The 25,496-nt window shown below is 71.3% G+C and carries 28 protein-coding genes and 1 tRNA gene; 17 read left to right on the top strand and 12 right to left on the bottom strand.

What is annotated here, in order from left to right; genetic code table 11:
- Nucleotides 1–7: 7 nt before the first annotated feature.
- Nucleotides 8–970 (bottom strand): ABC transporter ATP-binding protein, encoded by a 963-nt coding sequence (locus OG792_RS00605; RefSeq protein WP_329111028.1) that lies wholly within the window; start codon nucleotides 968–970, stop codon nucleotides 8–10.
- A gap of 140 nt (nucleotides 971–1,110) precedes the next feature.
- Here OG792_RS00605 and OG792_RS00610 point away from each other — a divergent pair, with 140 nt between their 5' ends.
- From OG792_RS00610 to OG792_RS00625, 4 genes are all read left to right on the top strand, one after another.
- Nucleotides 1,111–1,800 carry an ABC transporter permease gene (locus OG792_RS00610; protein WP_329106299.1) on the top strand — a complete coding sequence of 230 codons (690 nt, stop codon included), beginning with the start codon at nucleotides 1,111–1,113 and terminating at the stop codon, nucleotides 1,798–1,800.
- Nucleotides 1,797–2,519 (top strand): ABC transporter permease, encoded by a 723-nt coding sequence (locus OG792_RS00615; RefSeq protein WP_329106300.1) that lies wholly within the window; start codon nucleotides 1,797–1,799, stop codon nucleotides 2,517–2,519. Before OG792_RS00610 ends, OG792_RS00615 begins: the two co-directional genes overlap by 4 nt.
- Before the next feature lie 481 nt (nucleotides 2,520–3,000).
- Nucleotides 3,001–4,005: a glycine betaine ABC transporter substrate-binding protein gene (locus tag OG792_RS00620; protein ID WP_329106302.1), complete on the top strand. Its 1,005-nt coding sequence runs from the start codon at nucleotides 3,001–3,003 to the stop codon at nucleotides 4,003–4,005.
- Nucleotides 4,006–4,141: 136 nt separating this feature from the next.
- Complete coding sequence (locus tag OG792_RS00625; RefSeq protein WP_329106304.1) at nucleotides 4,142–6,214, top strand: hypothetical protein; 2,073 nt, start codon at nucleotides 4,142–4,144, stop codon at nucleotides 6,212–6,214.
- Between the two features lie 14 nt (nucleotides 6,215–6,228).
- Here the strand turns inward: OG792_RS00625 and OG792_RS00630 are convergent, their stop codons facing one another.
- From OG792_RS00630 to OG792_RS00640, 3 genes are all read right to left on the bottom strand, one after another.
- Nucleotides 6,229–7,392 carry an NADH-quinone oxidoreductase subunit D gene (locus tag OG792_RS00630; protein WP_329106306.1) on the bottom strand — a complete coding sequence of 388 codons (1,164 nt, stop codon included), beginning with the start codon at nucleotides 7,390–7,392 and terminating at the stop codon, nucleotides 6,229–6,231.
- 74 nt (nucleotides 7,393–7,466) lie between these two features.
- Nucleotides 7,467–8,300 (bottom strand): class I SAM-dependent methyltransferase, encoded by an 834-nt coding sequence (locus OG792_RS00635; RefSeq protein ID WP_329106309.1) that lies wholly within the window; start codon nucleotides 8,298–8,300, stop codon nucleotides 7,467–7,469.
- Nucleotides 8,301–8,463: 163 nt separating this feature from the next.
- Nucleotides 8,464–9,030: a TetR family transcriptional regulator gene (locus OG792_RS00640; RefSeq protein ID WP_329106311.1), complete on the bottom strand. Its 567-nt coding sequence runs from the start codon at nucleotides 9,028–9,030 to the stop codon at nucleotides 8,464–8,466.
- Between the two features lie 134 nt (nucleotides 9,031–9,164).
- On the opposite strand from OG792_RS00640, the gene OG792_RS00645 reads away from it, so the two are divergent.
- The 6 genes from OG792_RS00645 to OG792_RS00670 all read left to right on the top strand — a co-directional run bounded on the left by OG792_RS00645 (nucleotide 9,165) and on the right by OG792_RS00670 (nucleotide 13,707).
- Nucleotides 9,165–10,034: an SDR family NAD(P)-dependent oxidoreductase gene (locus OG792_RS00645; protein WP_329106313.1), complete on the top strand. Its 870-nt coding sequence runs from the start codon at nucleotides 9,165–9,167 to the stop codon at nucleotides 10,032–10,034.
- 85 nt (nucleotides 10,035–10,119) lie between these two features.
- On the top strand, nucleotides 10,120–10,281 hold the full coding sequence (locus OG792_RS00650; RefSeq protein WP_329106315.1) for a hypothetical protein: 162 nt from the start codon (nucleotides 10,120–10,122) through the stop codon (nucleotides 10,279–10,281).
- Between the two features lie 155 nt (nucleotides 10,282–10,436).
- Nucleotides 10,437–11,441: an efflux RND transporter periplasmic adaptor subunit gene (locus tag OG792_RS00655; protein ID WP_329106318.1), complete on the top strand. Its 1,005-nt coding sequence runs from the start codon at nucleotides 10,437–10,439 to the stop codon at nucleotides 11,439–11,441.
- A complete protein-coding gene (locus tag OG792_RS00660; RefSeq protein ID WP_329106319.1) occupies nucleotides 11,438–12,181 on the top strand; it encodes an ABC transporter ATP-binding protein in 744 nt (247 codons plus the stop codon). The genes OG792_RS00655 and OG792_RS00660 overlap by 4 nt, the downstream gene beginning before the upstream one ends.
- Nucleotides 12,178–13,503: an ABC transporter permease gene (locus OG792_RS00665; RefSeq protein WP_329106322.1), complete on the top strand. Its 1,326-nt coding sequence runs from the start codon at nucleotides 12,178–12,180 to the stop codon at nucleotides 13,501–13,503. Before OG792_RS00660 ends, OG792_RS00665 begins: the two co-directional genes overlap by 4 nt.
- A 131-nt stretch (nucleotides 13,504–13,634) precedes the next feature.
- Nucleotides 13,635–13,707, top strand: a tRNA-Lys gene (locus OG792_RS00670).
- A gap of 98 nt (nucleotides 13,708–13,805) precedes the next feature.
- Here the strand turns inward: OG792_RS00670 and map are convergent.
- Nucleotides 13,806–14,573: a type I methionyl aminopeptidase gene (gene map / locus OG792_RS00675; RefSeq protein ID WP_329106324.1), complete on the bottom strand. Its 768-nt coding sequence runs from the start codon at nucleotides 14,571–14,573 to the stop codon at nucleotides 13,806–13,808.
- 36 nt (nucleotides 14,574–14,609) lie between these two features.
- Between map and OG792_RS00680 the strand changes: the two genes are divergently transcribed.
- Entirely contained in the window at nucleotides 14,610–14,888 is a 279-nt protein-coding gene (locus tag OG792_RS00680) for a helix-turn-helix transcriptional regulator (RefSeq protein ID WP_329106326.1), read from the top strand.
- A gap of 35 nt (nucleotides 14,889–14,923) precedes the next feature.
- On the opposite strand, the gene OG792_RS00685 is transcribed toward OG792_RS00680, so the two are convergent.
- Both OG792_RS00685 and OG792_RS00690 read right to left on the bottom strand, forming a co-directional pair.
- Nucleotides 14,924–15,667 carry an SDR family NAD(P)-dependent oxidoreductase gene (locus tag OG792_RS00685; RefSeq protein WP_329106328.1) on the bottom strand — a complete coding sequence of 248 codons (744 nt, stop codon included), beginning with the start codon at nucleotides 15,665–15,667 and terminating at the stop codon, nucleotides 14,924–14,926.
- Nucleotides 15,668–16,464: 797 nt separating this feature from the next.
- The gene (locus OG792_RS00690) at nucleotides 16,465–17,259 is read right to left on the bottom strand and encodes a DUF4184 family protein (protein ID WP_329106330.1); all 795 of its coding nucleotides are present in this window, start codon (nucleotides 17,257–17,259) and stop codon (nucleotides 16,465–16,467) included.
- 220 nt (nucleotides 17,260–17,479) lie between these two features.
- Between OG792_RS00690 and OG792_RS00695 the strand changes: the two genes are divergently transcribed.
- A complete protein-coding gene (locus OG792_RS00695; RefSeq protein WP_329106332.1) occupies nucleotides 17,480–18,376 on the top strand; it encodes a Sir2 family NAD-dependent protein deacetylase in 897 nt (298 codons plus the stop codon).
- Between the two features lie 103 nt (nucleotides 18,377–18,479).
- Nucleotides 18,480–18,791, top strand: coding sequence for a hypothetical protein (locus OG792_RS00700; protein ID WP_329106334.1), 312 nt, complete (start codon nucleotides 18,480–18,482; stop codon nucleotides 18,789–18,791).
- A 79-nt stretch (nucleotides 18,792–18,870) separates the two neighbouring features.
- On the opposite strand, the gene OG792_RS00705 is transcribed toward OG792_RS00700, so the two are convergent.
- Nucleotides 18,871–19,590 carry a PP2C family protein-serine/threonine phosphatase gene (locus OG792_RS00705; RefSeq protein WP_329106336.1) on the bottom strand — a complete coding sequence of 240 codons (720 nt, stop codon included), beginning with the start codon at nucleotides 19,588–19,590 and terminating at the stop codon, nucleotides 18,871–18,873.
- 63 nt (nucleotides 19,591–19,653) lie between these two features.
- On the opposite strand from OG792_RS00705, the gene OG792_RS00710 reads away from it, so the two are divergent.
- The gene (locus tag OG792_RS00710) at nucleotides 19,654–20,691 is read left to right on the top strand and encodes a helix-turn-helix transcriptional regulator (protein ID WP_329106338.1); all 1,038 of its coding nucleotides are present in this window, start codon (nucleotides 19,654–19,656) and stop codon (nucleotides 20,689–20,691) included.
- A 34-nt stretch (nucleotides 20,692–20,725) separates the two neighbouring features.
- Here the strand turns inward: OG792_RS00710 and OG792_RS00715 are convergent, their stop codons facing one another.
- From OG792_RS00715 to OG792_RS00730, 4 genes are all read right to left on the bottom strand, one after another.
- Entirely contained in the window at nucleotides 20,726–21,103 is a 378-nt protein-coding gene (locus OG792_RS00715; RefSeq protein ID WP_329106340.1) for a hypothetical protein, read from the bottom strand.
- 21 nt (nucleotides 21,104–21,124) lie between these two features.
- A complete protein-coding gene (locus OG792_RS00720) occupies nucleotides 21,125–21,379 on the bottom strand; it encodes a hypothetical protein (RefSeq protein ID WP_329106342.1) in 255 nt (84 codons plus the stop codon).
- Nucleotides 21,380–21,444: 65 nt separating this feature from the next.
- Nucleotides 21,445–21,966: a large conductance mechanosensitive channel protein MscL gene (gene mscL / locus OG792_RS00725; RefSeq protein ID WP_329106344.1), complete on the bottom strand. Its 522-nt coding sequence runs from the start codon at nucleotides 21,964–21,966 to the stop codon at nucleotides 21,445–21,447.
- A 129-nt stretch (nucleotides 21,967–22,095) separates the two neighbouring features.
- The gene (locus OG792_RS00730) at nucleotides 22,096–22,452 is read right to left on the bottom strand and encodes an STAS domain-containing protein (protein ID WP_329106346.1); all 357 of its coding nucleotides are present in this window, start codon (nucleotides 22,450–22,452) and stop codon (nucleotides 22,096–22,098) included.
- Nucleotides 22,453–22,653: 201 nt separating this feature from the next.
- On the opposite strand from OG792_RS00730, the gene OG792_RS00735 reads away from it, so the two are divergent.
- Genes OG792_RS00735 through OG792_RS00745 form a run of 3 tightly spaced genes read left to right on the top strand, consistent with a single transcriptional unit; the run spans nucleotide 22,654 to nucleotide 25,492 of the window.
- Nucleotides 22,654–23,190, top strand: a complete 537-nt coding sequence (locus OG792_RS00735) for a PadR family transcriptional regulator (RefSeq protein WP_329106348.1) — start codon at nucleotides 22,654–22,656, stop codon at nucleotides 23,188–23,190.
- 44 nt (nucleotides 23,191–23,234) lie between these two features.
- Nucleotides 23,235–23,948 (top strand): ABC transporter ATP-binding protein, encoded by a 714-nt coding sequence (locus OG792_RS00740; protein ID WP_329106350.1) that lies wholly within the window; start codon nucleotides 23,235–23,237, stop codon nucleotides 23,946–23,948.
- Nucleotides 23,945–25,492, top strand: coding sequence for an FtsX-like permease family protein (locus OG792_RS00745; RefSeq protein ID WP_329106352.1), 1,548 nt, complete (start codon nucleotides 23,945–23,947; stop codon nucleotides 25,490–25,492). Before OG792_RS00740 ends, OG792_RS00745 begins: the two co-directional genes overlap by 4 nt.
- Nucleotides 25,493–25,496: the final 4 nt, after the last annotated feature.

The raw sequence follows: 25,496 nt of genomic DNA on the forward strand, positions 1-25,496 counted from the left end.
GGGGTGGTCAGGTGACCGGGTCGGCGGGGTAGTCGATGCTCAGGAGGCGGTGGCGGGTCAGGAGGCCGATGGGTTCGTTGTTCTCGGTGACCCAGGTTTCGTCGGCGTTGGTTACGAGCAGGGTGGCGAGGGCGTCGTAGAGCGACGAGCCGAGCGTCACCCGGGGCAGCGAGGTGTCGGGCGGGCCGTCCGGCGGCGGTCTGAGCAGGTCGCGGGTGATCGGCGTGACGGCGAGCCGGCGGATGCCCCGGTCGGCGCCGACGAACTCCCGGACGAACGGCGAGGCCGGCTCGCCGAGCAGGGTCGCCGGCTGGTCGTACTGCTCCAGCCGTCCGCCCTGGGAGAGTACGGCGATCCGGTCGCCGAGCCGGACCGCCTCGTCCAGGTCGTGGGTGACCAGCACGATGGTCTTATGCACCTCCGCCTGGAGCCGGAGAAACTCCTCCTGGAGCCGGGCCCGGGCGATCGGGTCCACCGCCGAGAACGGCTCATCCATCAGCAGCACCACCGGGTCGGCGGCCAGGGCGCGGGCCACCCCGACCCGTTGCCGCTGTCCACCGGAGAGCTCGTGCGGGTAGCGCCGGCCGAACTTGGTCGGGTCGAGGCCGACCAGGTCGAGCAGTTCGTCGGACCGGCTGCGGATCCGGGCCCTGGACCAGCCGAGCAGCCGAGGTACGGTGCCGACGTTGGCCTGCACCGTCTGGTGTGGAAAGAGTCCGACGTTCTGGATCACGTACCCGATCCGGCGACGGAGTTCGACCGGGTCGACCCGGGTGACGTCCTCGTCGTTGAGCAGGATCCGCCCGCCGGACGGCTCGATCAGCCGGTTGATCATGCGCAGGACGGTGGACTTGCCGCAGCCGGACGGCCCGATCAGCACCACCAGCTCGCCGGCCGGCACCGACAGGTCGAGCGCGTTCACCGCGACGGTCCCGTTCGGGTACTCCTTGCGCACCCCGTCCAGCCGGATCGACGCCGCGCTCGGCGTGCCACCGCTCGGCGTGCCACCGCTCGGCGTGCCATGGGTCGGTGCGGGGCCGACGCGGGCGCCGCCGTCCGGCGGGCTCCGGTGCGACGCCACGGAATCGTCCTCCGGGGTAGCGTTCACCTATGTCCTTCCACCTGGCCTACCGGGAAGCCCCGGGCAATCCGTGGTTCTCCTGGCAGTACGTGCGGGACAACTCTGACACCATTCTTGCCGCACTGCGAGAACACGCGAGTCTGACCGCGCAGGCGGTGTTACTCGCCGCACTGATAGCGATACCGCTCGCGGTCGCGGCGTACTGGTTCCGTGCTCTTGCCGGCCCGATTCTCGCACTGTCCGGGATTCTCTACACGGTCCCCTCACTCGCGCTGTTCGCCTTCCTCGCACCGGTGCTCGGCATCGGTACCACGACGGTTCTGGTCGGTCTGGTGCTCTACGCCCTGTTGCTGATCATCAGAAACGCGCTCGCCGGGCTCAACCAGGTGCCGGCCGAGGTACGCGACGCCGCCGAGGGCATGGGTTACGGCCGGTTCGGCCGCCTGCTCCGGATCGACCTGCCGCTGGCCCTGCCCGGCATCCTCACCGGGCTACGGTTGGCGACCGTCTCCACCGTGGCGCTGGTCACGGTCGGGGTGCTGGTCGGCCACGGCGGGCTTGGTCAGCTCATCCTCGGCGGCTTCCGGAACAACTTCTTCAAGGCCGAGATCTTCACCGGCACCGTGCTCTGCGTGGCCCTGGCCCTGGTGCTCGACCTGATGCTTGCCGCCATCGGCAGGCTGCTGACACCGTGGATCGTCCGGGGGAGGGCCCGATGAACGCGCTCGAACAGGCCGTGACCTGGCTCAACGACCCGCTGAACTGGACCAATCCGGGTGGCATCCTGGACCGGCTGGGCGAGCATCTGACCATCTCGGCGGCGGCGGTCGCGCTCGGCTGCCTGGTCGCCTGGCCGATCGGGCTCTGGCTCGGGCACATCGGCCGGGGTGGCGGCTTCGTACTGCTGATCTCGAACGTGACGCTGGCCATCCCGACCATCGCGCTGCTGACCATCCTGCCGCTGACCGCCCTGGGCTTCGGCCAGCGACCGGTGATCGTGGCGCTGGCGGTCTTCGCCGTGCCACCGCTGCTGGCGAACGCGTACACGGGGGTGCGGGAGGTCGACCCGGAGGCGCGGGACGCCGCCCGGGGGATGGGACTGTCCGGAGGGCAGGTGCTGCGACGGGTGGAACTGCCGCTGGCGGTGCCGTACCTCGCCGCCGGGTTCCGTACCGCGGCGGTGCAGGTGGTCGCGACGGCGGCGCTCGCCTCGTTTGTCAACGGTGGTGGGCTCGGGCAGATCATCAGCGCCGGGTTCGGGCTCGGCATCGCGGTCGGCGGGGGCCAGATCCTGGCCGGCGGCCTGCTGGTGGCGCTGCTCGCGGTGCTGGTCGAGCTGATTTTGGCCGCCGTCGAACGGGCGGTCACCCCGCGTCCGCTGCGTCGGGCCGGCCGGCGGGCGGACCGCCGCGCCGCCGCCGCTGTCGGCGGCTCCTGAGCGCCGACCCCGGTCCGGGGACCGGTCCGGGGGTCGACCTCGCGGCTCCGGCCCCGGCCGCCGATCCGCGGCGTCGAGGGATCCATGAGTGGCGTTGCTCGCACCCGTCGGGCGGGGTGATCCCGGCCACCGTCGGGCGAGCGGCCGACCGGACCCCGCCGGGCCGCGCCACCGCCGCCTCGATCGCCGTACGTCGGCCTCCGCCGACCCCGCCCCGAGCGTCGTACGCCAAGTGCCCGTCAGGGATTGCGGCCCTGCCGACCGCCATCCTGAGCTGGCGATCAGCCCGATCCGGTTGCCCGGCATACCCGTTTTCCGGTCCGGCTAACAGTGTGACGATCCGGTGACGACATCTCCCCCGAGTTGTCGCCCGGTGCGCGACGATGTTGGGTGGGAGGTCGCGGGCGATCGCCTTGTCAGATCGTCCGTCGGACACGCGGCCGGCCCATCGGGTCGCGCCGGGACACGGAAGGCGGGCGTCATGCGCGCACGTACACGGCTGGTGGTGGGAACGGTCGGCGCACTCGCGGCGGCCACGTTCCTCGCCGGCTGCGGGGAATCGGGATCATCGGGAACCGAGGCGCCACCCAGCGCGGCGGCGGGTGCGGGCTGCGCACCGGTGGCCGGCAAGAAGCTGGTGGTTCTCGAAGACGACAAGAAGTTGCAGGACACCGACAACATCATTCCGGCGATCAACGCGAAGGCGGCCACGCCGGAGCTGGTCGCAGCCCTGGACAAGGTCTCGGCAGCGGTCGACACGCCGAAGCTGATCCAGTTGAACAAGGCCGTTGACGTCGACCGGAAGACCCCCAAGGTCGCGGCCGAGGAGTTCGCCACCGCGAACAACCTCACCAGCGGCATCACCAAGGGGGCCGGTGGGCCGATCACGGTCGGCGTGGCGAACTTCAGCGAGAACCAGACCCTCGGTGAGCTCTACTCGATCGTGCTGACCTCGGCCGGATTCCAGGTCAAGGTCCAGACGATCGGCAACCGGGAGCTGTACGAGCCGGCGCTGGAGAAGGGCGAGATCCAGGTGGTGCCGGAGTACGCCGCCACCCTGGCCACCTTCCTCAACGGCAAGGTCAACCAGGGCAGCACCACCCCCGTTGCCTCCTCGGACCTGAACCAGACGGTCACCAACCTGAAGGGCCTCGGGGAGAAGGTCGGCCTGACCTTCGGCGCCGCCTCCACCGCGCAGGACCAGAACGCCTTCGCGGTGACCCAGGGTTTCGCCGACCAGCACGGGCTCAAGACCCTGTCGGACCTGGCCGCCAAGTGCTCCGGCTCGGCCACCGTCCTCGGTGGGCCGCCGGAGTGCCCGCAGCGGCCGAAGTGCCAGGCCGGGTTGGTCGAGGTCTACAACTTCAAGGCGGGTTCGTTCAGCTCGCTGGACGCCGGTGGCCCGCAGACCAAGTCCGCGCTGACCACCGGTTCGATCAGTGTGGGTCTGGTGCTCTCCTCCGACGGTGAACTCGCCGTCGGTTGAGTCAACCGAACAAACCGTTTCGTGGGGGTCGGCGCCGCAGCCAGCGGCGGCGGCCCCCGCGTCGCGTACGGGCGGAGGCGGGGCGGTTGAGTGGCGCCCTCCCCGGATTCGGCAACTGTGGGTAGGCTCCAGTTCCATGCCCGCAGGGGACGACACCGAGCAGCCGCAGCGCCGCCAACTGCTGACCGTGCTGTTCTGGGTCGGCGTCGGACTAGCCCCGCTGGCTGCGCTGATGCTGCTGTTCGGGCAGAGCAACGGTCCGTTGCGGATCGCCGCCGTGCTGGCCGTGGTCGCCGTTGTCCTGATTGGACTGTCGATCACTCTGCGTGGCGATATGCAGACCGTACGTTTGGATCTGGAGGAGACTCTCCACGACGAGATCGAGGAGCTTCGCGGCACCCTGCGCAAGGACATCAACAGCGCCGCCCACGCCACCCATCAGTCAGTGGGTGAGCAGTTGCAGGTGGTGCAGCAGAACGTGGAGGCACTGCGCCGGCAGCTCGACGCGCGGGCGGACGGCGTACCCGGTCGGGCCGGTGTGCCGGCGCCCGCAACCGTCCCGGTGGGCCCGGCCCCCGCGGCGGCCGGACGCCCGGTGGAGCCGGACCGTCGTGAACCGGTGCGGGACGGCGCGTACGGCGCCCCGGCGCATCCCGGCGCCGACCGGGCCGCCGGCGCCGCTGCGGCCGGTCGCGAGCCGGAGCCGGATCCGGGCGACGACCACGGCCGGACCGACCACCGGCGAGCCGAGCACACCGGCCCCTACGGCGGCCCGCAACGCGGCCCCAACCAGTACGGCGGCCCCAACCACTACGGCGACCGTCAGTACGACAACGGTCAGTTCTCGGCCGGCGAGCCCGAGTCGGGTTACGGCGGCGACCGGGGCGGCGGTCGGGGTGCGGCGGCACCGGGCGGTGGCGTCGCCCCGCCGCATCGGTCGCACCTGGCGGGCGGCGTGGTCCGGCACACCGAGACGGTGAAGGTCACCACCCGGCACACCATCGTCGGCCCGCCCGGCGACGACGCCGGGGCCGGCGGTGTCTACGGCGGCGGTACGGGCTACGGGTCCGGTCCGGCGTACCCCTCGCGGGCCGGTTATGGCTCGGCTGATGCCGGTTACCCGCCGAGCAACGTCTACGGCGAGCGGGGCGACGGCCGGCAGGACGACTGGGTCGACCAGCCGGCGCGGGGTCGGCGGCCGGCCGACCCGGACGAGGATTCCTGGTCGGAGCAGTGGCCTCGGGACCACGGCGACGGTGGGGGACGGCGCGCCGGCCGGTACGAACCGGACGAGCCGGAGGATGCCGGGTACGAGAACGACCCGCGCTGGTCCGGCCGAGCGGGCGACCGTTGGGCCTCGGTACGCCGTGACGAGCGGGGCAGCGAACTGCGGATGGGCGAACGGCGGGCCGCTGTACGGGCCGACGATTCCGGCACCGAGCTGCGGGTGGAGGACCGCTGGGCAACCATGCGCCGCGACGAGCCCCATCGTGCCGAGCCCCGCCGCGACGAGCCCCATCGTGCCGAGCCCCGCCGCGACGAGCCCCATCGTGCCGAGTCCCACCGCGCCGAGCCCCACCGTGAGGAGTCACACCGGAACGAGCCCCGCCCTGCCGAGTCCTACCGCGACGAGTACCGGAACGACGAGCCGCGACGTGCGAATCCCCGGCGTGACGAGCCTCAGTGGGAGGAGCCGCGGGACGATCCCCGGTGGGCCGGGGCGAGGCGGGACGAGCCGGGTCGGACCGGGCACCGGGCCGCCGACGACCGGGCAGCGGGTGGCCGGCGCAGGGCCGACGAGTGGCCCGAATCCGGGGCACCCGCCGAGCGGCCGGCACGCGGCGCCGAGCGGGACGGTGCCCGCTGGGGGGCCGACACGCAGCCGGACGAGGGCCGCCGAGCGGGCGGTCCGGGCAGGCCCGGCGCGGACCGTTCCGGGGACCCGCGCCGGGCGGGGCCGGCTCCCTCCGGCGACGCACACTGGCCCGGTTCCGACGTGGAAGCGTGGTCGGCCGGCGGCCGGGACCAGCGCACAGGCGCACCGGCGCTGCCGGCCGGTGGCCCGGAGCCGTCGGCGGCACGGCGTGGGGGCCGGGACGAACCGGCGCGCGATCCGGCCGGTCCGGGCCGTCGTCGGGCCGAGGAGCCGGCGTACGGCTATCCGCCCGACGACGACGTTCCGCGCGCGGGTGGGGCCCGCTGGCGCTGAGCCGGCCGGCGAGACTACTTGTCGATGTCGCCGACCACGAAGAACATAGACCCGAGTACGGCGATCAGGTCCGGTACCAGGCAGCCGGGCAGCAGGGTGGCGAGGGCCTGCACGTTCGCGTACGACGCGGTGCGCAGCTTCATCCGCCACGGGGTCTTCTCGCCCCGGGAGACGAGGTAGTAGCCGTTGATGCCGAGCGGGTTCTCGGTCCAGGCGTAGGTGTGCCCCTCCGGGGCCTTCACCACCTTGGGCAGCCGGACATTGACCGGTCCGCTGATCCGGTCCACCCGGTCCAGGCACTGCTCGGCGAGGTCGAGTGAGACGTACACCTGGTCGAGCAGGACCTCGAACCGGGCGTGACAGTCTCCGGCGGTCCGGGTGACGACGGGCACGTCGAGCGACCCGTAGGCCAGGTAGGGCTCGTCCCGGCGCAGGTCCAGGTCCAGCCCGGAGGCGCGGGCAACCGGGCCGGAGGCGCCGAACGCTGCCGCGTCGGCGGCGGAGAGCACACCCACCCCGACCGTACGGGCGAGGAAGATCTCGTTGCGCCGGATCAGGTTGTCCAGGTCGGGCATGCGGCGGCGTACCTCGCCGATGGCGGCTCGGGCCCGACCGGTCCAGCCGGCCGGTACCTCCTCCTTCAGCCCGCCGACCCGGTTGAACATGTAGTGGATCCGGCCGCCGGAAGCTTCCTCCATCACCGCCTGGAGCGTTTCGCGCTCGCGGAACGCGTAGAAGACCGGCGTGATCGCCCCGATCTCCAGCGGGTACGAGCCGAGGAACATCAGGTGGTTGAGCACCCGGTTCAGCTCGGCCATGGCGGTACGCAGCCAGATCGCCCGCTCCGGCACCTCGATGCCCATCAGCCGTTCGACCGCCAGCGCCACCCCCAGTTCGTTGGCGAACGCGGAGAGCCAGTCGTGCCGGTTGGCCAGCATGAGGATCTGCCGGTAGTCGCGGACCTCGAACAGTTTCTCCGCGCCCCGGTGCATGTATCCGACGATCGGTTCGCAGGCCACCACCCGCTCACCGTCGAGCACCAGCTTGAGTCGGAGTACGCCGTGCGTCGACGGGTGTTGTGGCCCGATGTTGAGCACCATGTCGGCGGTGTCGAGGCCCGCCCCGGTGCCGACGGTCAGCTCCCGCAAGGCGCCGGTTTCGGTGGTCATACCCGTCATCGTGGCACGCCCCGACGGCTCCGCGGGATCGGGACGCCCGTCTTCGTGGGCAGCCGACATGAAGCGGTGCACTACTACACCGCCGATGTCGCGGACCTCCGGCGGCCGGGCGGCTGATTCTTGATGCCGATCAGCAGGGTGACGTCAACGTGTTCCACGAAACGTTGGTCGGGGTGCAGGGCGCGGCGGATCTGTTCGGCGAACCGGGGGCGCTGGTCCGGCGGGGGTAACTGGTCGACCGGTAGTGCCGAGTAGATGCCGCCGACGAGCTGTTCCAGGTCCAGTTCGGCGGCGTACCGCAGGTGGGTTTCGCGTACGTCGAAGCCGGCGGTGCTCAGCGCTGCCCGGTACCGGAGCTGGCTGTCGGTGTCGGTGCCGCAGGCGTAGCCGAGATCCCTGTCCAACCACCCCTCCAGCCAGCCGCGCAGGGCCCGCGACCAGTCGGTGTCCTGAAGCCACAGTGGCGATCCGTTGGTCACCACGGCCACCCCGCCGCCGACGCGTACCAGCGGGAACAGGGTGCGGAACAGCTCGTCGGGGCGCATCCAGTGCAGCGCCTGACCGATGGTCACCGCACCCAGGCTGCCCGCGCCGAACAGGCGGCCCAACGCGGGCAGCTCGGCGTCGGTCCCGATCACCCAGGTCGCGTTGGCGACGCTCTGCTCGGCGGCGGCGGTGCGGGCCCGGGTCAGCATGTCCGGCTCCGGGTCGACGCCGACCACGGCGTGTACCCGGTGGGCGATCGGGATGGTCAACTGGCCGGTCCCGCACCCGAGGTCGACGACGGTGTCGGCGCGGGTCAGCGTGAACGCCGCCACCAGCGCGTCGATCACCGAGGGCGGGTAGCCGTGACGGTAGCGGTGGTAGAAGTCGACAACTTCGCCGCGGAAGCCCAGTCCCGGAGTCATCGCCACAGCCTCGCAGCCGGATCCGTACCCCGAACCGTGATTCTGCTCAGGGCAGCCGGCGTGGTTCCGGTCCTCGACTACCGGCTACGGCGGTCACCGGAATGCCGTACGGGCGTTTGTCCGTACCCGTGGGGGTTGATCGGCGGCGGACCCGGCGGCCCGGTTACGGGGTCAGCAGCGTCGCCACCGCGTCGGTGACGATCTTGCGCCGGTGGGCCCGCGAGTGGGTGCTGAGCAGGGTGGCGTACTCGGGCGTGGCGGCGGTCCAGAGTGCGGCCAGGTGCACCACGAGGGCGAGCAGGTCCACGGCGGCGTATCGGGTGGTGAGCCGGCCCGCCTGCTGGGCCCGCTCGATCTCTTCGATCTTGTGTCGGTTGCTGGCCAGGATCGGCTCCAGGGGTGCCTGCGAACCGGCCCGTTCCAGGCGGTACCAGGTGGCCAGCCGGATGATCTCGGGACTGGCCTCGTAGCCGTCGAAGAGTCGACCGGCGTAGCCGGGCAGGTCGGTTGCGTCGATCGGCACCTCGCGGACGGTGTCCACGACGAGGGCGGTGAAGACCGCGTCGAACAGCCCGTCCTTGCTACCGAAGTAGTGGTAGATCTGCGCCTTGTTCGACCGGGCCTCGGCGGCGATCCGGTCGACCCGTGCACCGGCGATGCCGTACGCGGCGAACTCCTTCGCCGCCGCCTGTAGCAGGCGCTGCCTGGTCGCCTGTGCGTCTCCCACCATGGGCGCAGCCTAGCTCACTAACCGTCTAGTTGACGCTCCGCCAGACCCGTGCTTCACTTCAACTAACCAGTCAGTCGCATCGCCCTCGCGAGCCGACCACCGACCCGCGAAAACTCGACAAGGGGTAACAGAACATGCCAAAAGTCTTCCTGGTGACGGGCAGCGCACGCGGCCTGGGTCGGCACATCGCCGAGGCCGTGCTCGGCGCCGGGCACCAACTGGTCGCCACCGCCCGCCAGCCCGAACAACTCGTCGACCTGGTCGACCGCTACGGCGACCGGATCCGCCCGGTGGCCCTCGACGTCACCGACGCGCCGGCCGCCGAGGCCGCCGTACGGCTCGCCGTCGACACCTTCGGCCGGCTCGACGTCGTGGTTAACAACGCCGGGTACGCCAACCTCGCCTCGACCGAGGACATCACCGCCGAGGACTTCCGCGCACAGGTCGACACGAACCTGTTCGGCGTGGTCAACGTGACCAAGGCGGCGCTGCCCGTACTGCGGGCGCAGGGCTGCGGGCACATCATCCAGGTCTCCTCGCTCGGCGGGCGGATGGCCACCCCGGGGCTGTCCGCGTACCAGGCCGCGAAGTGGGCGGTCGGCGGATTCTCCGAGGCGTTGGCGCAGGAGGTCGCCCCGCTCGGCATCAACGTCACCGTGCTGGAGCCGGGCGGGATGCGTACGGACTGGGCCGGTTCGTCGATGGCGATCCCACCGGTCAGCGAGCCCTACCGGCAGACCGTCGGAGCGGTCGCGCAACTGCTGCGCGGCGGCTCCGGGAACGCGGCCGGTGACCCGGCGAAGGTTGCCCGGGTGGTGCTCACCGTGGCCGAGCTCGACCGGCCACCGGTCCGGCTACTGCTCGGCACCGACGCGTTCAACTACGCCGACCGGGCCCGGCACATCCGCGCCGAGACCGACGCACAGTGGCGCTCGCTCAGCGTCTCCACCGACCACGACGACGTGACCGCCGCCGAACTCGACCCGCTGAGCTCGGTTGGCTGAGTTCCCCACCACCTACCTGACCGGCTCACCGACCCGAATTGTCAGCTCGATCGGTGGGAACGGTTGGCGCCGGCGATCCGGCGGCGTGCAGACGCCGGCGATCGGCGGCGTTCTGATCGGTGCCGGAATTGCCGCACGGGTTGTGCGATATCTGCCCCGGGTCGTTCCGTTGCCGGCGGTGTTGTTCACCGTCACCGCCGGTGCGCTGGTGCTGCGAATGCGTTCGCGAGCCGTGTGTTTCCTGTGAAGACCGGGCTCATGGGGCATCGAGGAACGACTGTCGACGGTAGTCTTTCGCCGGGTTTCGACGGCCGTCGAGATAGTTGCGTGTGGACCGCAACGGGTCGCCGTCACCATGCGTCTTTCAGTTGTACGCCTGAAGCAATCGAGTTAGGGGCACCGGTGCGAAGGCAACTGCTACTCCGTACGTGCGTCCTCGCCCTGGTGGTGACCGCCGCTGCCGGATGCAGCGAGTCGGGGCCGGAAACGGAGACCCCGGGGCTCGCCGCCAGGGGCACGACGATGACCACCGTGCAGCCCACCCGACAGGATCTGGCCAACAAGGTCAGCCTCACCGGAAAGGTCACCATCAACCCGGTGTTCGGGCTGGTGGCGCCGGTCAAGGGACAGGTGCGTTACCTGGACGTGAAGGCACCGGATGCCACCCCGACGAAGCCGACCCGGGTGGCCAGCGTCTGGGTGTCCGGTAAGGCGCACCGGATCGAGGTGCCGGCCGGAGCCGTGTTCGCCGGTCGGCTGGTGGACGACCGGTCCACGGTGACGGTCGGCATGCCCATCGTCTCGGCGAAGATGATCGGCTACGGGCTCGTCGCCGATCTGGACGGTGCCCAGGCGTACCAGATCTCCGAGGGTCTCGCGACGGTCCAGGCGCAGATCAAGAACGGCCCCGGCCCGTTCCCGTGCAAGGTGCTGGGCACCATCGCCGCACTGCCCGCCGGCACCATCCCGGACCCGCCGGCCGCGCCGCCCGCCGCGCCGCCGCCGGGTGCGCCGCCCGCGCCGCCGATTCCGGTACGTCCGGACGAGCGGAATCCGACCGAGCCGTCGGAGCCGACCGGGCTGCGGGTGGTCTGCACCGCCCCGGCCGACGTCAGGCTGATCAACGGCGCGACCGCCACCCTCGAAGTGGTGACCCAGCGGGCGGACGACGTGCTGACGTTGCCGGTCGAGGCGGTTGCCGGGATGCAGGGCAGGGGCAGGGTGGACATCGTCGGCCCGGACGGCGTACGCCAGACCACGGACGTGGTGCTGGGGCTCAGCGACGGCAAGGTCGTGGAGGTCAAGTCCGGTCTGACCGGTACGGAGACGATTGCCGTACCCGGTCCCAACCTGCCCGCCCCCAAGCCCGGCGAGGGCGACCCCAACGCGCCGATGGTTGGAAAATGACGGCCCTGCTGGAGCTCAACGGCATCACCAAGACCCTCAGGGGGCAGCAGGCCCCGCGGACCATCCTCGCCGGCGCGGACCTGACCGTCGACCAGGGCGAGAGTGTCGCCATCCTCGGTCGTTCCGGTTCGGGCAAGAGCACGCTGCTGAGTCTGATCGGGCTGTTCGACCGGCCCGACGGTGGGCAGTACCTGTTCGGCGGCCGGGACATCACCAAGCTCTCCGAGCGTAGGGCGGCGGCGCTGCGCAGCGCCGAGTTCGGCTTCGTGTTCCAGCGGTTCTTCCTGCTCAAGCACCTGACGGCCGCGCAGAACGTGGCGATGGCACTGGTCAACGGGCAGGGCTGGATGTCCCGGCGGAAGCGGAAGGCCAGGACGATGGCCGCGCTCGACCAGGTCGGCATAGCGCATCTGGCCAAGCACCGGCCGGCCCGGCTCTCCGGTGGTGAGCAGCAGCGGGTAGCGGTTGCCCGCGCGCTCGTACGCGAGCCGCGCCTGCTGTTGGCCGACGAGCCCACCGGTGCGCTGGACACCGAGACCGGCAACCTGGTGATCGAGGTGATGCGCGCCGCGACCGAACGGGGTTGCGGGCTGATCCTGGTCACCCACGACTGGGACCACGCCAACAAGATGCAGCGGGTGTTGCGCCTCAACGAGGGTCTGCTCGAACCGGCCATCGACACCAGGCCGGCGACGCAGACCGTCGCGGCTGCCGAGGCCGTCCCGGCGGTGTACCCGTGATCCGGCTCTCCGGGCGGTTCCGGTCCGCGCTGATCATCGGCGGTCAGGGCATCCGGGCCCGCAAGACGCGCACCCTGCTCTCGATGGTCAGCCTCTTCCTGGGTGTGCTGGCCGTTGTCGTCGTCCAGGTCGGCGCCGAGACCGCCAAGAGCGCCCGGCTGGCCGATCTGGAGCTGCACATGGGCAAGGACGGCACCCGGCAGATGTACCTCCAGGGTTCCCCGAGCGCGATCAGGGTCAGCCAGGAGACGCTCGCCGGTCGGCCGGACGCGCTCGCGATCATCGGCCTCCAGGCGATCATCGGCGAGCCGAACGTGACCCCGATCAACCCGGGTGGGGCCCCGTTCGACCAGCCCGGCGGCTACGGCGGTACGAGCTACTCGATGCAGTGCGACCAGAACGGCAACTGCTGGCCGGTGCCGATGGACGGGCAGAATGCGGCCGCGCCGGTGACCGGTGCGGCGATCGAGCTGAGCCTGAGCGCGTTGACCGGCGACATTCGCCAGTTCCGGCCGTTCCGGCCCGTTGCCGGTGACTGGCTGGACTTCTCCACCGGTCCGTCGTTGTCGCCGGGGATCGTGGTGAACCTCGAAGCCGCCAAGGGCTTCAGCCGCAACCGGGTGCCGGCCGAGATGCGGATCACCGGGGCTACCGCCAACCCGACGCCTCGGATCATCGGGGTGGTCGACGACGGCAACCCGCAGCCGACCGCGTACGGCCGCGCCGACGAACTCGGTAACTGGTTGCCGACACCGACCGGCAGCGGGAACTCCGGCCCCGGCTTGCAGATCATGTTGGCACCGACGGCGCTCGACGCGGAACAGCTGCTGCGGGTCCGGCTGGTGGCCAGCGGAATCCCCGCCGACCAGGTGCACGCCGAGACCGTCCAGGCCCGCAAGGAGATCGCCAAGGAACTGGCGCTGATGCGCTGGATCTTCCTCGGCATGGCCGGTCTGGTGCTGCTCATCGGTGTCGCCGGCATCCTGAACGTCGGGCTTGCGACGGTCGGCGAACGGGTGGAGGAGTTCGCGCTCCGGCGGGCGGTCGGCACCCCACGATCGTTGCTGGCCGGCATCGTGCTCGCGGAAACCCTGCTGACCGGGCTGTTCACGGCCGCCGTCGCGATCGGGCTGTCGGCTGCCGCGCTGAGCGCGGTCAGCACCCTGTTCGGCGACCGGGAGCAGTTCCTGGCCAATCTTGTCTTCCCCTGGCAGGCCGGGGTGGCGGGGGTAATCGCCGGTCTGGTCGCCGGGCTGCTTGGCGGGCTCATCCCGGCGATCCGGGCCGCCCGGATTCCGATCGCCACCGTGATGCGCGCCTGAGGGGAGTCGGTGCCGCTTCGAGGGCCCGCCGGGGCACGTCGGCAGGGCGGACGCGTCGGATATCCGTACGCCCTGCCCCGGTGGCCGGCCGGGCGCGATCATGGCGTGATCCGGTAGTCTTGGCCCTCGGCGGGCTGTTAGCTCAACCGGCAGAGCAGCGGACTTTTAATCCGCGGGTTCTGGGTTCGAATCCCAGGCGGCCCACGTTGATCATGGCTCCGACCTGGCCTCTCATGCCAGGTCGGAGCTTTTCACGTCCGGTATGGATGGCCGCGTGAGCCCGCCTACGCGACGGCGACCGGTCAGGGTGCGGTCAGGATGACCGGGCCGGCGGCGGTGATCGCGATGGTGTGTTCGGCGTGGGCGGCCCGGCTGCCGTCGGCGGTGGCGATCGTCCAGCCGTCGGCAAGGGTGCGGCAACGACTCGATCCGCCTTCGAGCAGCATCGGTTCGATCGCGATCACCAGTCCTTCGGCCAGCGCCATGCCCTGGTCGGCCCGGCCGGTGTTCGGCACCGAGGGTGCCTCGTGCATGGCGGTGCCGACCCCGTGACCGCCGAGGCCGTCCGGCAGGCCGTACCCGGCTTCGCGGCCGACGGTCTCGACGGCGTGCGAGATGTCGCCGATCCGGGCACCCACTCTGGCTGCGGCGATGCCGGCGGCGAGGGCCCGGTTGGTGGTGTCGGCGAGTCGCCGGGCTGCCTCGTCGATCGCGCCGACGGCAACGGTGATCGCCGCGTCGCCGTGGTAGCCGTCGACGTACGCGCCGCAGTCGATCGAGAGCAGGTCGCCCTCGGCCAGCACCCGGCGATCGGGGATGCCGTGAACGATGTTGTCGTTGACCGACAGGCACAGCACGCCGGGGTAGGGCGTCGGTGCCCACGAGGGGTGGTAGTTCAGGAAGGACGGCTTGGCGCCACCGCTGGCGATCAGTCCGGCGGCGAGTTCGTCAAGATCGATCAGGCGTACGCCGACCCGGGCGGCGGCTGCGACGGCGGCCAGGGTGTTGGCGACGATCCGTCCGGCCTCCCGCATCGTGGCGATCTCGGTCTCTGATTTGAGCACAACCATGCCTGGTATTTTAATACTAGGATTACTATCGGTGCCATGGTTCGTACACCGCTGACCGAGGATGAGCGGGAGCGAGGGCTCGCGCTGGGCCGGATGCTGCAACGGGCCCGGGGCACCCGCAGCGCCGCCCAGGTGGCACTGCGCGCCGGCATCTCGCTGGACACGCTACGCAAGATCGAACGCGGAGCGATCGCCACCCCGGCCTTCTTCACCGTCGCCGCCCTCGCCGAGGTTCTCGACCTGGACCTCAACGACCTGGCCGACGCGCTCGCCACGCCGCCCGTACGACAACTGCCGGACCGGCTGGCCTCGTAGCCGGCCCGACGAGCGGTCGTACGGGGCGCAGTCGCTCAGATGGTGAAGCCGCCGTCGACGTTGACGGACGCGCCGGTGACGTACCGGCTGTCGTCGCGGGCGAGGAAGGCGACCGCCGCCGCGATGTCGGCGGGTGTGGCGTACCTGTTCAGGGCGGTGAAGCCCCGGATCGTGTCGGCGGCGGGGCTGTCGGCCGGGTTCGAGTCGGTATCGGTCGGGCCGGGGTTGACCAGGTTGACGGTGATCCCCCGTGGGCCCAGATCGCGGCCGAGTCCCTTGGTGAGCCCGATGAGCGCCGTCTTGCTCATCGAATAGAGCGAGAAGCCGGGGAATGGCACCCGCTCCGCCACGTTGCTGCCGATGTTGATGATTCTTCCGCCGTCGACCATGTGCCGGACGGCCGCTTGTGCCGCGACGAACGGTGCCCTTATGTTGACCGCGACGGTGCCGTCGAAATCGTCCGGTCCGAGATTCTCGACCGGTGCGACGACGAATAGTCCGGCATTGTTGACCAGGATGTCCAGTCGGCCGAACTCGCCCGCCACACCGTCCACCGCGCCGGTGACCGCGTCCGCGTCCGCGCTGTCCGCCCGAATGGCCAGCGCCCGCCGTCCGGTTGCCTTAATCTGTTCCACCACCTGCGCCGCGTGTTCGGCATCCTGCCGATAGGTGAATGCGACATCGGCGCCGTCCCCGGCAAGCCGGATCGCCACCGCCGCCCCGATACCCCGGCTGCCGCCCGTCACCAGTGCCACTTTCCCGTCCAGAACTCTGTCCATGACGGAAAGCGTGCCCCGACGGCCGCCGAGACTCCGGCGGAAATAGGACGTCGCGTTCGACCGCCGCTACCGCGCCCGTTCAGAAAAGGCGGATTCGGTCGAGCGAACCGTCCGGCCGGACGAGCGTGAAGATGTCCGTCGAGAGCCAGGCCGAGCATCAGCGCGGCCAGTCGCCGGGCCCGGTTCGACATATCGGTACGCCTACCCCGCTGGACAACCGCAAGTCTGGTCAACGCCGCCTCGGCTACCGGGCTCAGGTTGACGGTGATCTTCATCAGCTCGGTCATCGGGTTTTGTGGATCGGCATCCGACCGAGAAACCGTTCGTGGCGGGCACGCGGCTCACCTGCCGTGTCCGCCACCCGGTCCCGCCCGCCAACTGCCCCAAACTCATGATCCTCGGCCGGTATTCGGCGGTCGGAGCATCGCGCCACGCCGCAGCTCGGGCGTTTCTTCGAGCCGTTGTCGAACGATCTTTGGCGATCGGGGCCGACGGCCGGTCCACCAATCGCGAATTGTCCCGAACATCGCGCACCGGTCTGCAATCACTTGACTTGATCAAGGAGGCGGCGAAGACACGGACATGACCGGCGCCCAGGGGCGGAAGTCGCCCCCCGCCCCCGCCCCCGCCCCCGCCCCCGCCCCCCGCCCCCGCCCCCGTCGATCTAGGGCATATACGTGCTTGATGATCTCCGATCACCCCCATTTGCCCTAGATCGACGGGGCTGGGGGTGGGGGTGGGGTGGGCGGGGCCGGGGTGGGGGCTCGGGGGTGGGGGCTCGGGTGGAGGGGGTGGGTTCAGGGGGTTGGGGGGAGGGGGTGGTGGGTGTGTTCGGGTTTGGGGGAGAGGGCTAGCCAGGCTAGGGCGCAGCCCAGGGCTGTGATCAGGCCGGCGCCGCCGCCCCTGGTCAGGACCAGGAACACCGTGACGTACGGGCTGGATTGGGGTAGGTGGGGGCGGGCGCCGAGCAGGCCGCCGGCGAGCGTGGCGAACCCGATGAAGGCCCACGCCGCGTACGCGACCGGGCGTGCAAGCGGTGCCCGGGTCTCGGTACGCGACTGTGGCGTACTCGTGAACCACCAGTGGGTGAACCAGCCGGCCAGGGCTGTCGCACCGACGATCGTGCTGGCGTACTGCGCCCAGCGATAGCCGGGCAGCCCGGCGTGGGTGTCGGCCAGCCAGGCGACGTGGGACGGCCCCCAGCCCAGCAGGTGGGTGAACGAGTCCCAGCCGACGTGGGTCGCGGCGCCGACCGCCAGCGAGGCGGCCAGCACGCCCAGTTTGCGCCAGCCGCGCAGGTGGAAGGCGAGGCCACGCGGCAGCCGGGGGTCGAGCCGGTCCCGCAGCGCCGCCGGGGCGATGGCGACGGCGAACGGCGCCAGCACCGCCTGCCACACCCCAAAGGCCACCCCACCCAGGAGTACGTCCACGGTCAGCGCCCCGGCCAGGGTGTGCGTGGTGGTGCCGGAGAACGAGGTCGGCAGGAAGTACGGCAGGTCCGGCGTCATGCTGCCGATGACCAGCGCGGACGGCACCAGCCCCGATCGCAGGAACGGCAGTACGGCGGCGGGGTGGCTACCGGTGAACGGCATGGCTCCTCCGATCCGCGCGGCGGTACGTGGCCGGTCCTCTCCAGCTAACCGCCACGGGGGCGGGCGCGGGGTGTCGGAGGGCAGCCATCAGCCATTCGTGAAACGGATGATCCGTCCAATCGGCGCGAATCGCCGGCTGTTTCGCCGTACCGTTTGAGGTCTGCCCCACGATGTTGGCCGCGCCTGGTCGATCGGCCTCCGGGTGCGGCAGCATGGACGGGTGCATGAGGGTACGGCCGAGAAGTGCGCCGAGCTGGCCGGGTCGCTGGCCGGCGGCGGTGTCGTGGTGCTCAGCGGCGCGGGCCTCTCCACCGACTCGGGGATCCCGGACTACCGGGGCCCGAGCGGCGCGCTGGTACGCACCAGCCCGATGACCTACCAGACCTTCACCGGGGATCCGCTGGCCCGACGGCGCTACTGGGCGCGCAGCTTCCTCGGCTGGCGACGGATGGCCCGGACCCGGCCGAACACCGGCCACCGCGCGGTCGCCCAGTTGCAGCGGCGCGGGCTGGTGACCGGCGTCGTGACCCAGAACGTGGACGGCCTGCACCAGGCGGGCGGCGCCGACCGGGTGGTCGAGCTGCATGGCAGCCTGGCCAGGGTGATCTGCCTCGGCTGCGGTGACCTGACCTCGCGGGCCGAACTGGACCGACGCCTCGGCCTGGCCAATCCCCGGTTCGACGCGCAGGCGACGGCGATCAACCCGGACGGCGACGTGGATCTGTCCGACCACGAGGTCGACCGGTTCCGGATGGTTCCGTGTACGGCGTGCGACGGCGACACGCTCAAGCCGGACGTGGTCTTCTTCGGCGAGACGGTGCCGCCCGACCGGGTACGGGAGTGTTTCGACCTGGTGGAGAAGGCCAGGATGCTGCTGGTGCTCGGCTCGTCGTTGGCGGTGATGTCGGGCCGCCGGTTTGTCATCCGGGCGGCGAAACTCGGCATCCCGGTGATGATCGTGAACCAGGGGCCGACCCGGGGCGAGACGTACTCTGCGCTCACCATCGATGCCCCGCTCGGGGTGGTGCTGCCGGAACTCGTCCGACTGTGCCCGGAGTCGCTGGCGGTACGGCTGCCGGCCGAGCCGGGACCGTCGACCCGGCCCGTACTGACCTGATCCTCCGGGGGACGTACGCGGGTGCGAGTTTTGTCGTCCCTGCGCGCCCTCACGGTGCGGCCGGGCATGCTGCACAAGGGAAGGGCTCCGAAGGAGGCGCAGCGTGCCGGACTACGACGATGACTGGACCGACGATCAACGCGGGCTGTACGACGCGTGTTACTCGATCGGCCACGACTGGGCGACAGACCAGGTGACCTCCGCGGACGACCTCCAGCAGGTGCTGAATCTGGCCGAGGCGGACGAGGACGATCTCGGTGATGTCGAGCTGGACTACCCGCCGCTGGTCGACGCGGTGGCGGAGGCGACCGGGGAGACGGTCACCAGCGTGACCGCCGACCACGACGATCCCGCCTTCCGGGGCTTCGTCGACGGCGCCCGCGACGGCGCCGCCGAGGACGTCTTCGGCCTCTGAGGCAGACCTTTCAGGATCCCGAAGAGTTCGGCCGACGATCGCGAGCCGAACTCTTCGGGATCACGAGGCGGACCGGGGCTTAGGCGGAGAGGAGGTCGGCGATGATGACCGTGACGTTGTCGGGGGCGCCGCCCTGGTGGGCGAGCTTGACCAGCTGTTCCGCGCACTGCCGGGGCTCCACGTGCTGGGCCAGCGCCTCGCCGATGGCGTCGTCGTCGACCACGTCGGAGAGGCCGTCGCTGCACAGCAGCAGCCGGTCGCCGGCCACCACCGGTACGACCACGGTCGCCGGGACGAGTTCGCCGCCCTGCACCGCCTGGGTGATGAGCGAACGCTGCGGGTGCCGGTGGGCCTGCTCCGGGGTCAGCGCGCCCCGGTCCACCAGTTCCTGGACGAAGGTGTCGTCCCTGGTCAACTGGTAGAAGTTCGGGTCGCGGGCGAGGTAGCAGCGGGAGTCGCCCACATGCAGCACGGAGAGCCGGTCGTCGGTGAGCAGCACGGCGGTGACCGTGGTGCCCAGACCGGTGCGGCTCGGGTCGGACCGGCCGGTCTCGGCGATCTGCCGGTTGGCCACCAGGAGCGCCTCGGTGAGTGCGGTCATGGGGTCGCCGTCGATCGGGGCCCGGTCCAGCGGTAACAGGTTCCGGATCACGATCTCGCTGGCGACCTCGCCGGCCGGCTGCCCGCCGACGCCGTCGGCGACCACGAGCAACCGGTCGCCGGCAAGGGCGGCGTCCTCATTGTTCGTGCGGACCAGGCCGGGATCGCTGACGATCGCGGTACGCAGGCGCAGGTTCATGCCGTGCAGCATGCCAAGCGGAGCACCGAATCGTCTCTACGCACTGTTGCGTAGGGTTGGTCCATGATGCCGGTCGCCATGGTCGGGCGCGTCGGTGAGCTGACCGAGCTTGCCCGCGCCTGGTCCAGCCTGGCCGGATCGGTGACGCCGGCCCGCCGTACGGTGGTGATCACCGGTGCGGCCGGGGTGGGCAAGAGCCTGTTGGTCGCCGCCGCGCTGGACGGGTTCGCCGACCCTCGGCCGAGCGTGGTGCTGTTCGGTACGGCGCGGGTGCACAGTCCGGCGCCGTACGACTGGCTGGCCGCGGTGCTCAGTGGGCGGGACACGGCCGGTCTGCCGTTGCCCGCCGACGCGCTGGCCTGGCTGGCCCAGCACCCCAACGCACCCCGCGAGCGGTACGCCCCCGGCACGCTGCTGCGGCTGGCCGTGGCGACCGTACGGGCGCTGGTCGGGGCGGGGCCGGCGGTGATCGTCGTCGAGGACCTGCACGCGCTCGACCCGGCGAGCCTGAACCTGATCGGCGAGCTGGCCGCCGCGCCGGAGTTGCCGGCGTTGCTGGTGGTCGCCAGCCGGCCGCCGGAGACCGCCCTCGCGCCGGAGCTGGCCGCGCGTACGCTGGCCCGCCTCACCGGCGCGCCCGGTGCCGTACGGCAGCACCTCGGCGCGTTGACGGCCGACCAGGTGGCGGCGGTGCTGGCCCAGGTGTACCCGGACGGGACGGTCGAGCGGCACCTGGTCGAGGCGGTACGGGAGCGGACCGGCGGTAACCCGTACCGGCTCACCGAGTTGCTCGCGACGCGGGGCGGGCACGGGCCCGACGGGCTGCTCGGGGAGCCGCCGCCGGAGCATCCGCGGTTGTCGGCGGAGCCGATCGGGGCGGAACTGGTCGGGGCGGAGCTGACCGCGCGGGAGATCGAGGTGCTCGGCTGTCTGGCCGCCGGGATGTCGAACAAGCAGGTGGCGAGATCATTGGGTATCTCGGTCCGGACGGTCACCGTGCACGTGTCCAACCTGCTGCGCAAGACCGGCTCCGCGTCGCGTACGGAGGCGGCCCTCTGGGCGGTCCGCCGGCAGTTGACCGGACCGACCCAGTCGGTCTGACCCGACCGCTCCGACCCAGCCCCTGGCCAGCACCTCAGTGGACTTCGGTGATGAGTCGGGTCCGGTCGACGGTCAGCTCCACCACGTCCTGGTTGACCTTCGCGATCTGGTCGGCCTCGACGTAGAGGTCCTGGGTGAGGATCCCCCGGCTGTCCACCTTCAGATAGCCGGTCCGCAGCAGCCGCGCCGCCAGGTCCGGCGGTACGTCGGGCTCGTCCCCGTTCTCGGTGTGCGGCACGCCGGCGCCGAGTACGCCGTCACCGGTCGGCGGGTCCTGGGCGGTCACCGCGTTCGGGTCACCCAGTCGGACCGCGACGACGGTGCCCACCTCCTCACCGCCCGGATCGACCACCCGCATACCGTTGGTCACCTGGGCGATGGGTTCGGTGCTGTTCGGGACATTGGTGTGCATGTCTGGGCGATTCCCGCCCGGTCAGCCGGTTAAACCACCGCTGCCGAGTCCGGGTGGTCGGGCCGAGAGTTCCCGCCAGGTGTCCGGTCCGACCAGCAGGCCGCGCACCGCCTCGTACGCCTCGTCCTCGCTGTCGTACTCGTAGAACCGGGAGATCCCCTCGGCGCCGCCGGCCCGCTGCTCCAGGTGCCACTGGTCGGCGTCGGCCCGCAGGTAGACATCGCGTCGTGCGAGGTGTCCCCATTTGCCGTTCCACCAGTGCTTCCGCTGTTCCATGATCGCACCCTATCGAACACGTGTTCGATAGGGTGCGGGGAGGGGGAAAGTCGGTGACCGGCGGCTCAGCGACCGGCCGAGGGGTACTCCCGGCCGGCGGGCGGGTAGTCCCGGCCGGTCAGGTCGTCGAACGACTCCCGGTGCTGCGCCGGCACCCGACCGCCGGCCACCAGCGCGTCGCGGATCTCGGTCAGCAGCTTGACCTCCTCGCTCGGCGCGGCCGGCGGCGGCTCCTCGCCCCGCCGGCGCCGCTCGGCCAGCTTGTTCAGCGGCAGCACGACCAGGAAGTACAGCACCGCGGCCGTGATGAAGAAGGTGACCACCGCGTTGATGAAGGCGGCCCAGTCGAACACGACGCCGGCGACCTTCCAGGCGCCCGGGGTGGCCGCGGCTTCCGTGCCGGGGGCGGCGGGCGAGCCGGCCGGGGCCGGGCTGGCCGCCGAACCGCCCATCAGTTGGATCAGAGGCTTGAGGAACGACAGGGTGAGCTGGTTGACCACGGTGGTGAAGGCCGCGCCGATGACGATGCCGACCGCGAGGTCGACGACGTTGCCACGCATGATGAAGTCTTTGAAACCCTTGAGCATTCGCGTCTCCGAAAGGTTGGCGGTGTCGACCGACAACCTATGCCCCGTCGGGGGCGCGCGGAAAAGTGCCGCCTGGCCCGCCGTGTGGCGGACCAGGCGGTGATTGCGTCATGACCGGGCGTTTGGCGGCTACGACGAGGCGGGAGTCTGGTCCGCCGCGATGGCCTGTTCCACCGAGGGATGCGTCTGCAACACCTCGACCAGGCCGCTGACCTCCAGGATGCGCAACACGCCGCGCTGCGGTGCGGCGAGTCGGACCACCCCGCCGGCCTCGTCACTGCTGTTCTTCGCACGGACGAAGACGGAGAGTCCGGTCGAGTCGCAGAAGGTCAGCTCGGACAGGTCGAAGACCAGCCGGCTGTTGCCCCGGTCGAGCAGATCCGTGATCTCGTCCTGCAACTGGGGCGCCGTGGCCATGTCCAGCTCGCCCGCGACCGCCACGACGACCACGTCGCCGCGCTGCTCGGTGTGCACCGTCAAGGACATTCGCGACCTCCTGTTATCGATCAAACGGTACTCCACCGTCGGGTTCGGTGGCAGGACCGCACGCCCTACTTGGCGTGCTCATCTTCCTAGCCGGGCGACGACCGGAGGCAGGCGCCCCCGGTGGAGCCGGCAGCCGGCCGGTGCGTCGGGTACGGCACGAGGGCTTGACCGTCACTATTCATTCAGTGAATAGTGGGGTCCATGTCGACGGCACAGGTGCTGCTCGGGCTGCTCGCCGCCGGCCCGCAGCACGGATACGAGCTCAAACGGGCCCATGACGAGCGCCTGCCGCGTACCAAGCCGCTGGGGTACGGGCAGGTCTACGCCACGCTCGGCCGGCTCACCCGGGACGGCCTGGTCACACCGGTCGGGCAGGACCGCGACGGCGGGCCCGACCGCACGTCGTACGCGCTCACCGACGCCGGGCGGGCGGCGCTCGACTCCTGGCTGGAGGCGGTCGAACCACCGGCGCCGTACGTGAGCAGTGCGCTGTTCGCCAAGGCCACGGTGGCGCTGCTGGTGGTCGGTGCCGACCGGACCCGTGAGTACCTGGTAGCGGAACGACAGGCGCACACCGTCCGACTGCGCGAACTGACCCGGGTCAAGACGGATGCCACGGCCAGCCTCGCCGAGATCATCGCCGCCGACTTCGCCATCGTCCATCTCGACGCCGACCTGCGGTGGCTGCAAACCACCCTGGAACGCGTCTCCGACTGGCACCGGGAGGTGCGGCCATGACCGAGCCGAACGAGAAGCCCGACCAAGCCGAGCGAGGAGTACGGATGACCGCGGCCCCGAACCCCCTGCTGAGCGCGAACGACCTGGTGAAGTCGTACGGGCGCACTCCGGCGCTGCGTGGGATCGACCTGGCGGTCGGCGTGGGTGAGATCGTGGCGATCACCGGCCCGAGCGGCTGCGGCAAGTCGACCCTGCTGCTCTGCCTGGCCGGCATTCTCCGCCCCGACTCCGGTGCGGTCCACTACGGCGAACACCGGCTCGACACCTGGTCGGAGGCGGCCCGCTCCCGGCTGCGCCGGACCGAGTTCGGGGTGCTGTTCCAGTTCGGCCAACTGGTGGCCGAACTGACCGCGGTGGAGAACGTCGCGCTGCCGCTGCTGCTCGCCGGCACGGGGCGGCGAGCAGCGCGGTCGGCGGCACTGGCCTGGCTGGACCGGCTGGGCGTGGCCCACCTGGCCGACCAGCAGCCGGGCGAGATGTCCGGCGGGGAACAACAGCGGTGCGCGATGGCACGGGCGCTGGTGACCGAACCCCGGGTGCTCTTCGCCGACGAGCCGACCGGCGCGTTGGACGTACTCGCCGGGGAGCGGCTGCTGGGCGAGCTGATGCGGGTCGCCCGCGAGCAGCGGACCTCGGTGGTGCTGGTCACCCACGAGACACGGGTGGCCGCCTACGCCGACCGGGAGGTCGCCCTCCGCGACGGTGAGATCGACCGGTCCGGGCTCGGGCTCGACACCCTGTTGACGAGTGCCGGATGACGCCCCCGACCCTGGTCCGGCTGGCCCTCGCCGGGACCCGTACGGACACCCTCCGGGTGGCGCTGACCGGGCTCAGTGCCACCCTGGCCACACTCATCGGCCTGGCCGCCCTGACCGTGCTGGCCATTCCGACGCCGCCGTTGGTCGGCGACAACGAGTTGAGCCAGAACTCCAACCAGTACATCAACAATGTGCTGATCGAGCCGGGGCTACGACCCGGAGTGGTGATCGCGCTGATCCTGCTCGCCATCCCGGTGTTGGCGCTGGCCGGTCAGTGCGCCCGGCTCGGCGCGCCGGCCCGGGACCGCCGGTTGGCCGGGATCCGGCTGGCCGGGGCCACACCGGGGCAGGCGGTCGCCATCATCGCCACCGAGACCGGGCTGGCCAGCCTGCTCGGCACCGGGTTCGGGTTCGTGGTCTACCTGGTCGGTCGGCAGGTGCTGCACCGGCCGAACGCCGAGGGCAGGCTGGCCCTGCCCACCGACGTACTGCCGGCGCCGGGCGCGCTGGTCGCCGTACTCGTCGGGTTGCCGCTGCTGACCGCGCTGATCGGCGCGGTCCTCGCCCGCCGGGTCGTGATCACCCCGCTCCACGTGTTCCGCCGGGTGCGGCGCGACCGGAGCCCGTGGCCCTGGCCCGGGGTGCTGATCGCGCTCGGCCTGGTCGCGGCCGGCAGTGCGGAGACGATCGGCCAACGGTACGGCGGGGACCAAGGCGTGATGATCCTGTTGCTGCTCGGCGGTGGGGTGCTGGCCGCGCTCGGGGTGGTGCTCGGCGCCGGTTGGTTCTCGTACACCTCGGGTCGGCTGCTGCACCGGTTCGGCCGGGGGCCGGCCGCGCTGCTGGCGGCCCGGCGGCTGATCGCCGATCCGTGGACCGGGAGCCGGACCTTCGGCGCGCTGCTGACCGCCGTGCTGTTCGGCGCGGGGGCGGCCGGCGTCCGGGCGCACTTCGTCGCCAGTGCGAACCTCCGGGACGAGGTCCAGCGCCGGCAAGCGCTGGTCGACGGCGGACCGCGGATCGTCGAGGTGGGGCAGGACGAGTTCTATTTTCGTACCATCGCGCTGATCGACGTGGCGGTGGTCGTCGCGCTGGTCATCGCCGCCGCCGGGCTGCTGGTCGCGCTCGTCGAGGGCATAGTGTCCCGCCGCAGGGCGTACGCCTCGCTCGTCGCGACCGGGGTGCCCGTGTCCGTACTCAGCCGGTCGGTCGCCTGGCAGGCGCTCACCCCGGTGGTGCCGGCGATCCTGCTGGCCCTGACGGTCGGGGTGTTCCTGGCCCGTGGCTATTTCGGTACGCCGAGCCACGGCGGGTACAGCTACGAGGTCTGCGACGCCGGCCCGGAGTTGTGCGGCGACCCGGCCACCGCGGCCCAGTACACCCGGACGGTGTCGGAGCCGCTGCTCACCGTCCCGCTGCCGGTACCCCTGCCCGAACTGGCGCTGTACGGGGCCGGTGCGCTCGGCGCGGTGCTGGTGACGGCCGGGATCGGGCTGCTCTTCCTGCGCCGCAGCACGGCACTGACCGAGCTGCGGGTGGGCTGAGCGG

This window comes from Micromonospora sp. NBC_01699, from assembly GCF_036250065.1.
Taxonomy (GTDB): domain Bacteria; phylum Actinomycetota; class Actinomycetes; order Mycobacteriales; family Micromonosporaceae; genus Micromonospora_G.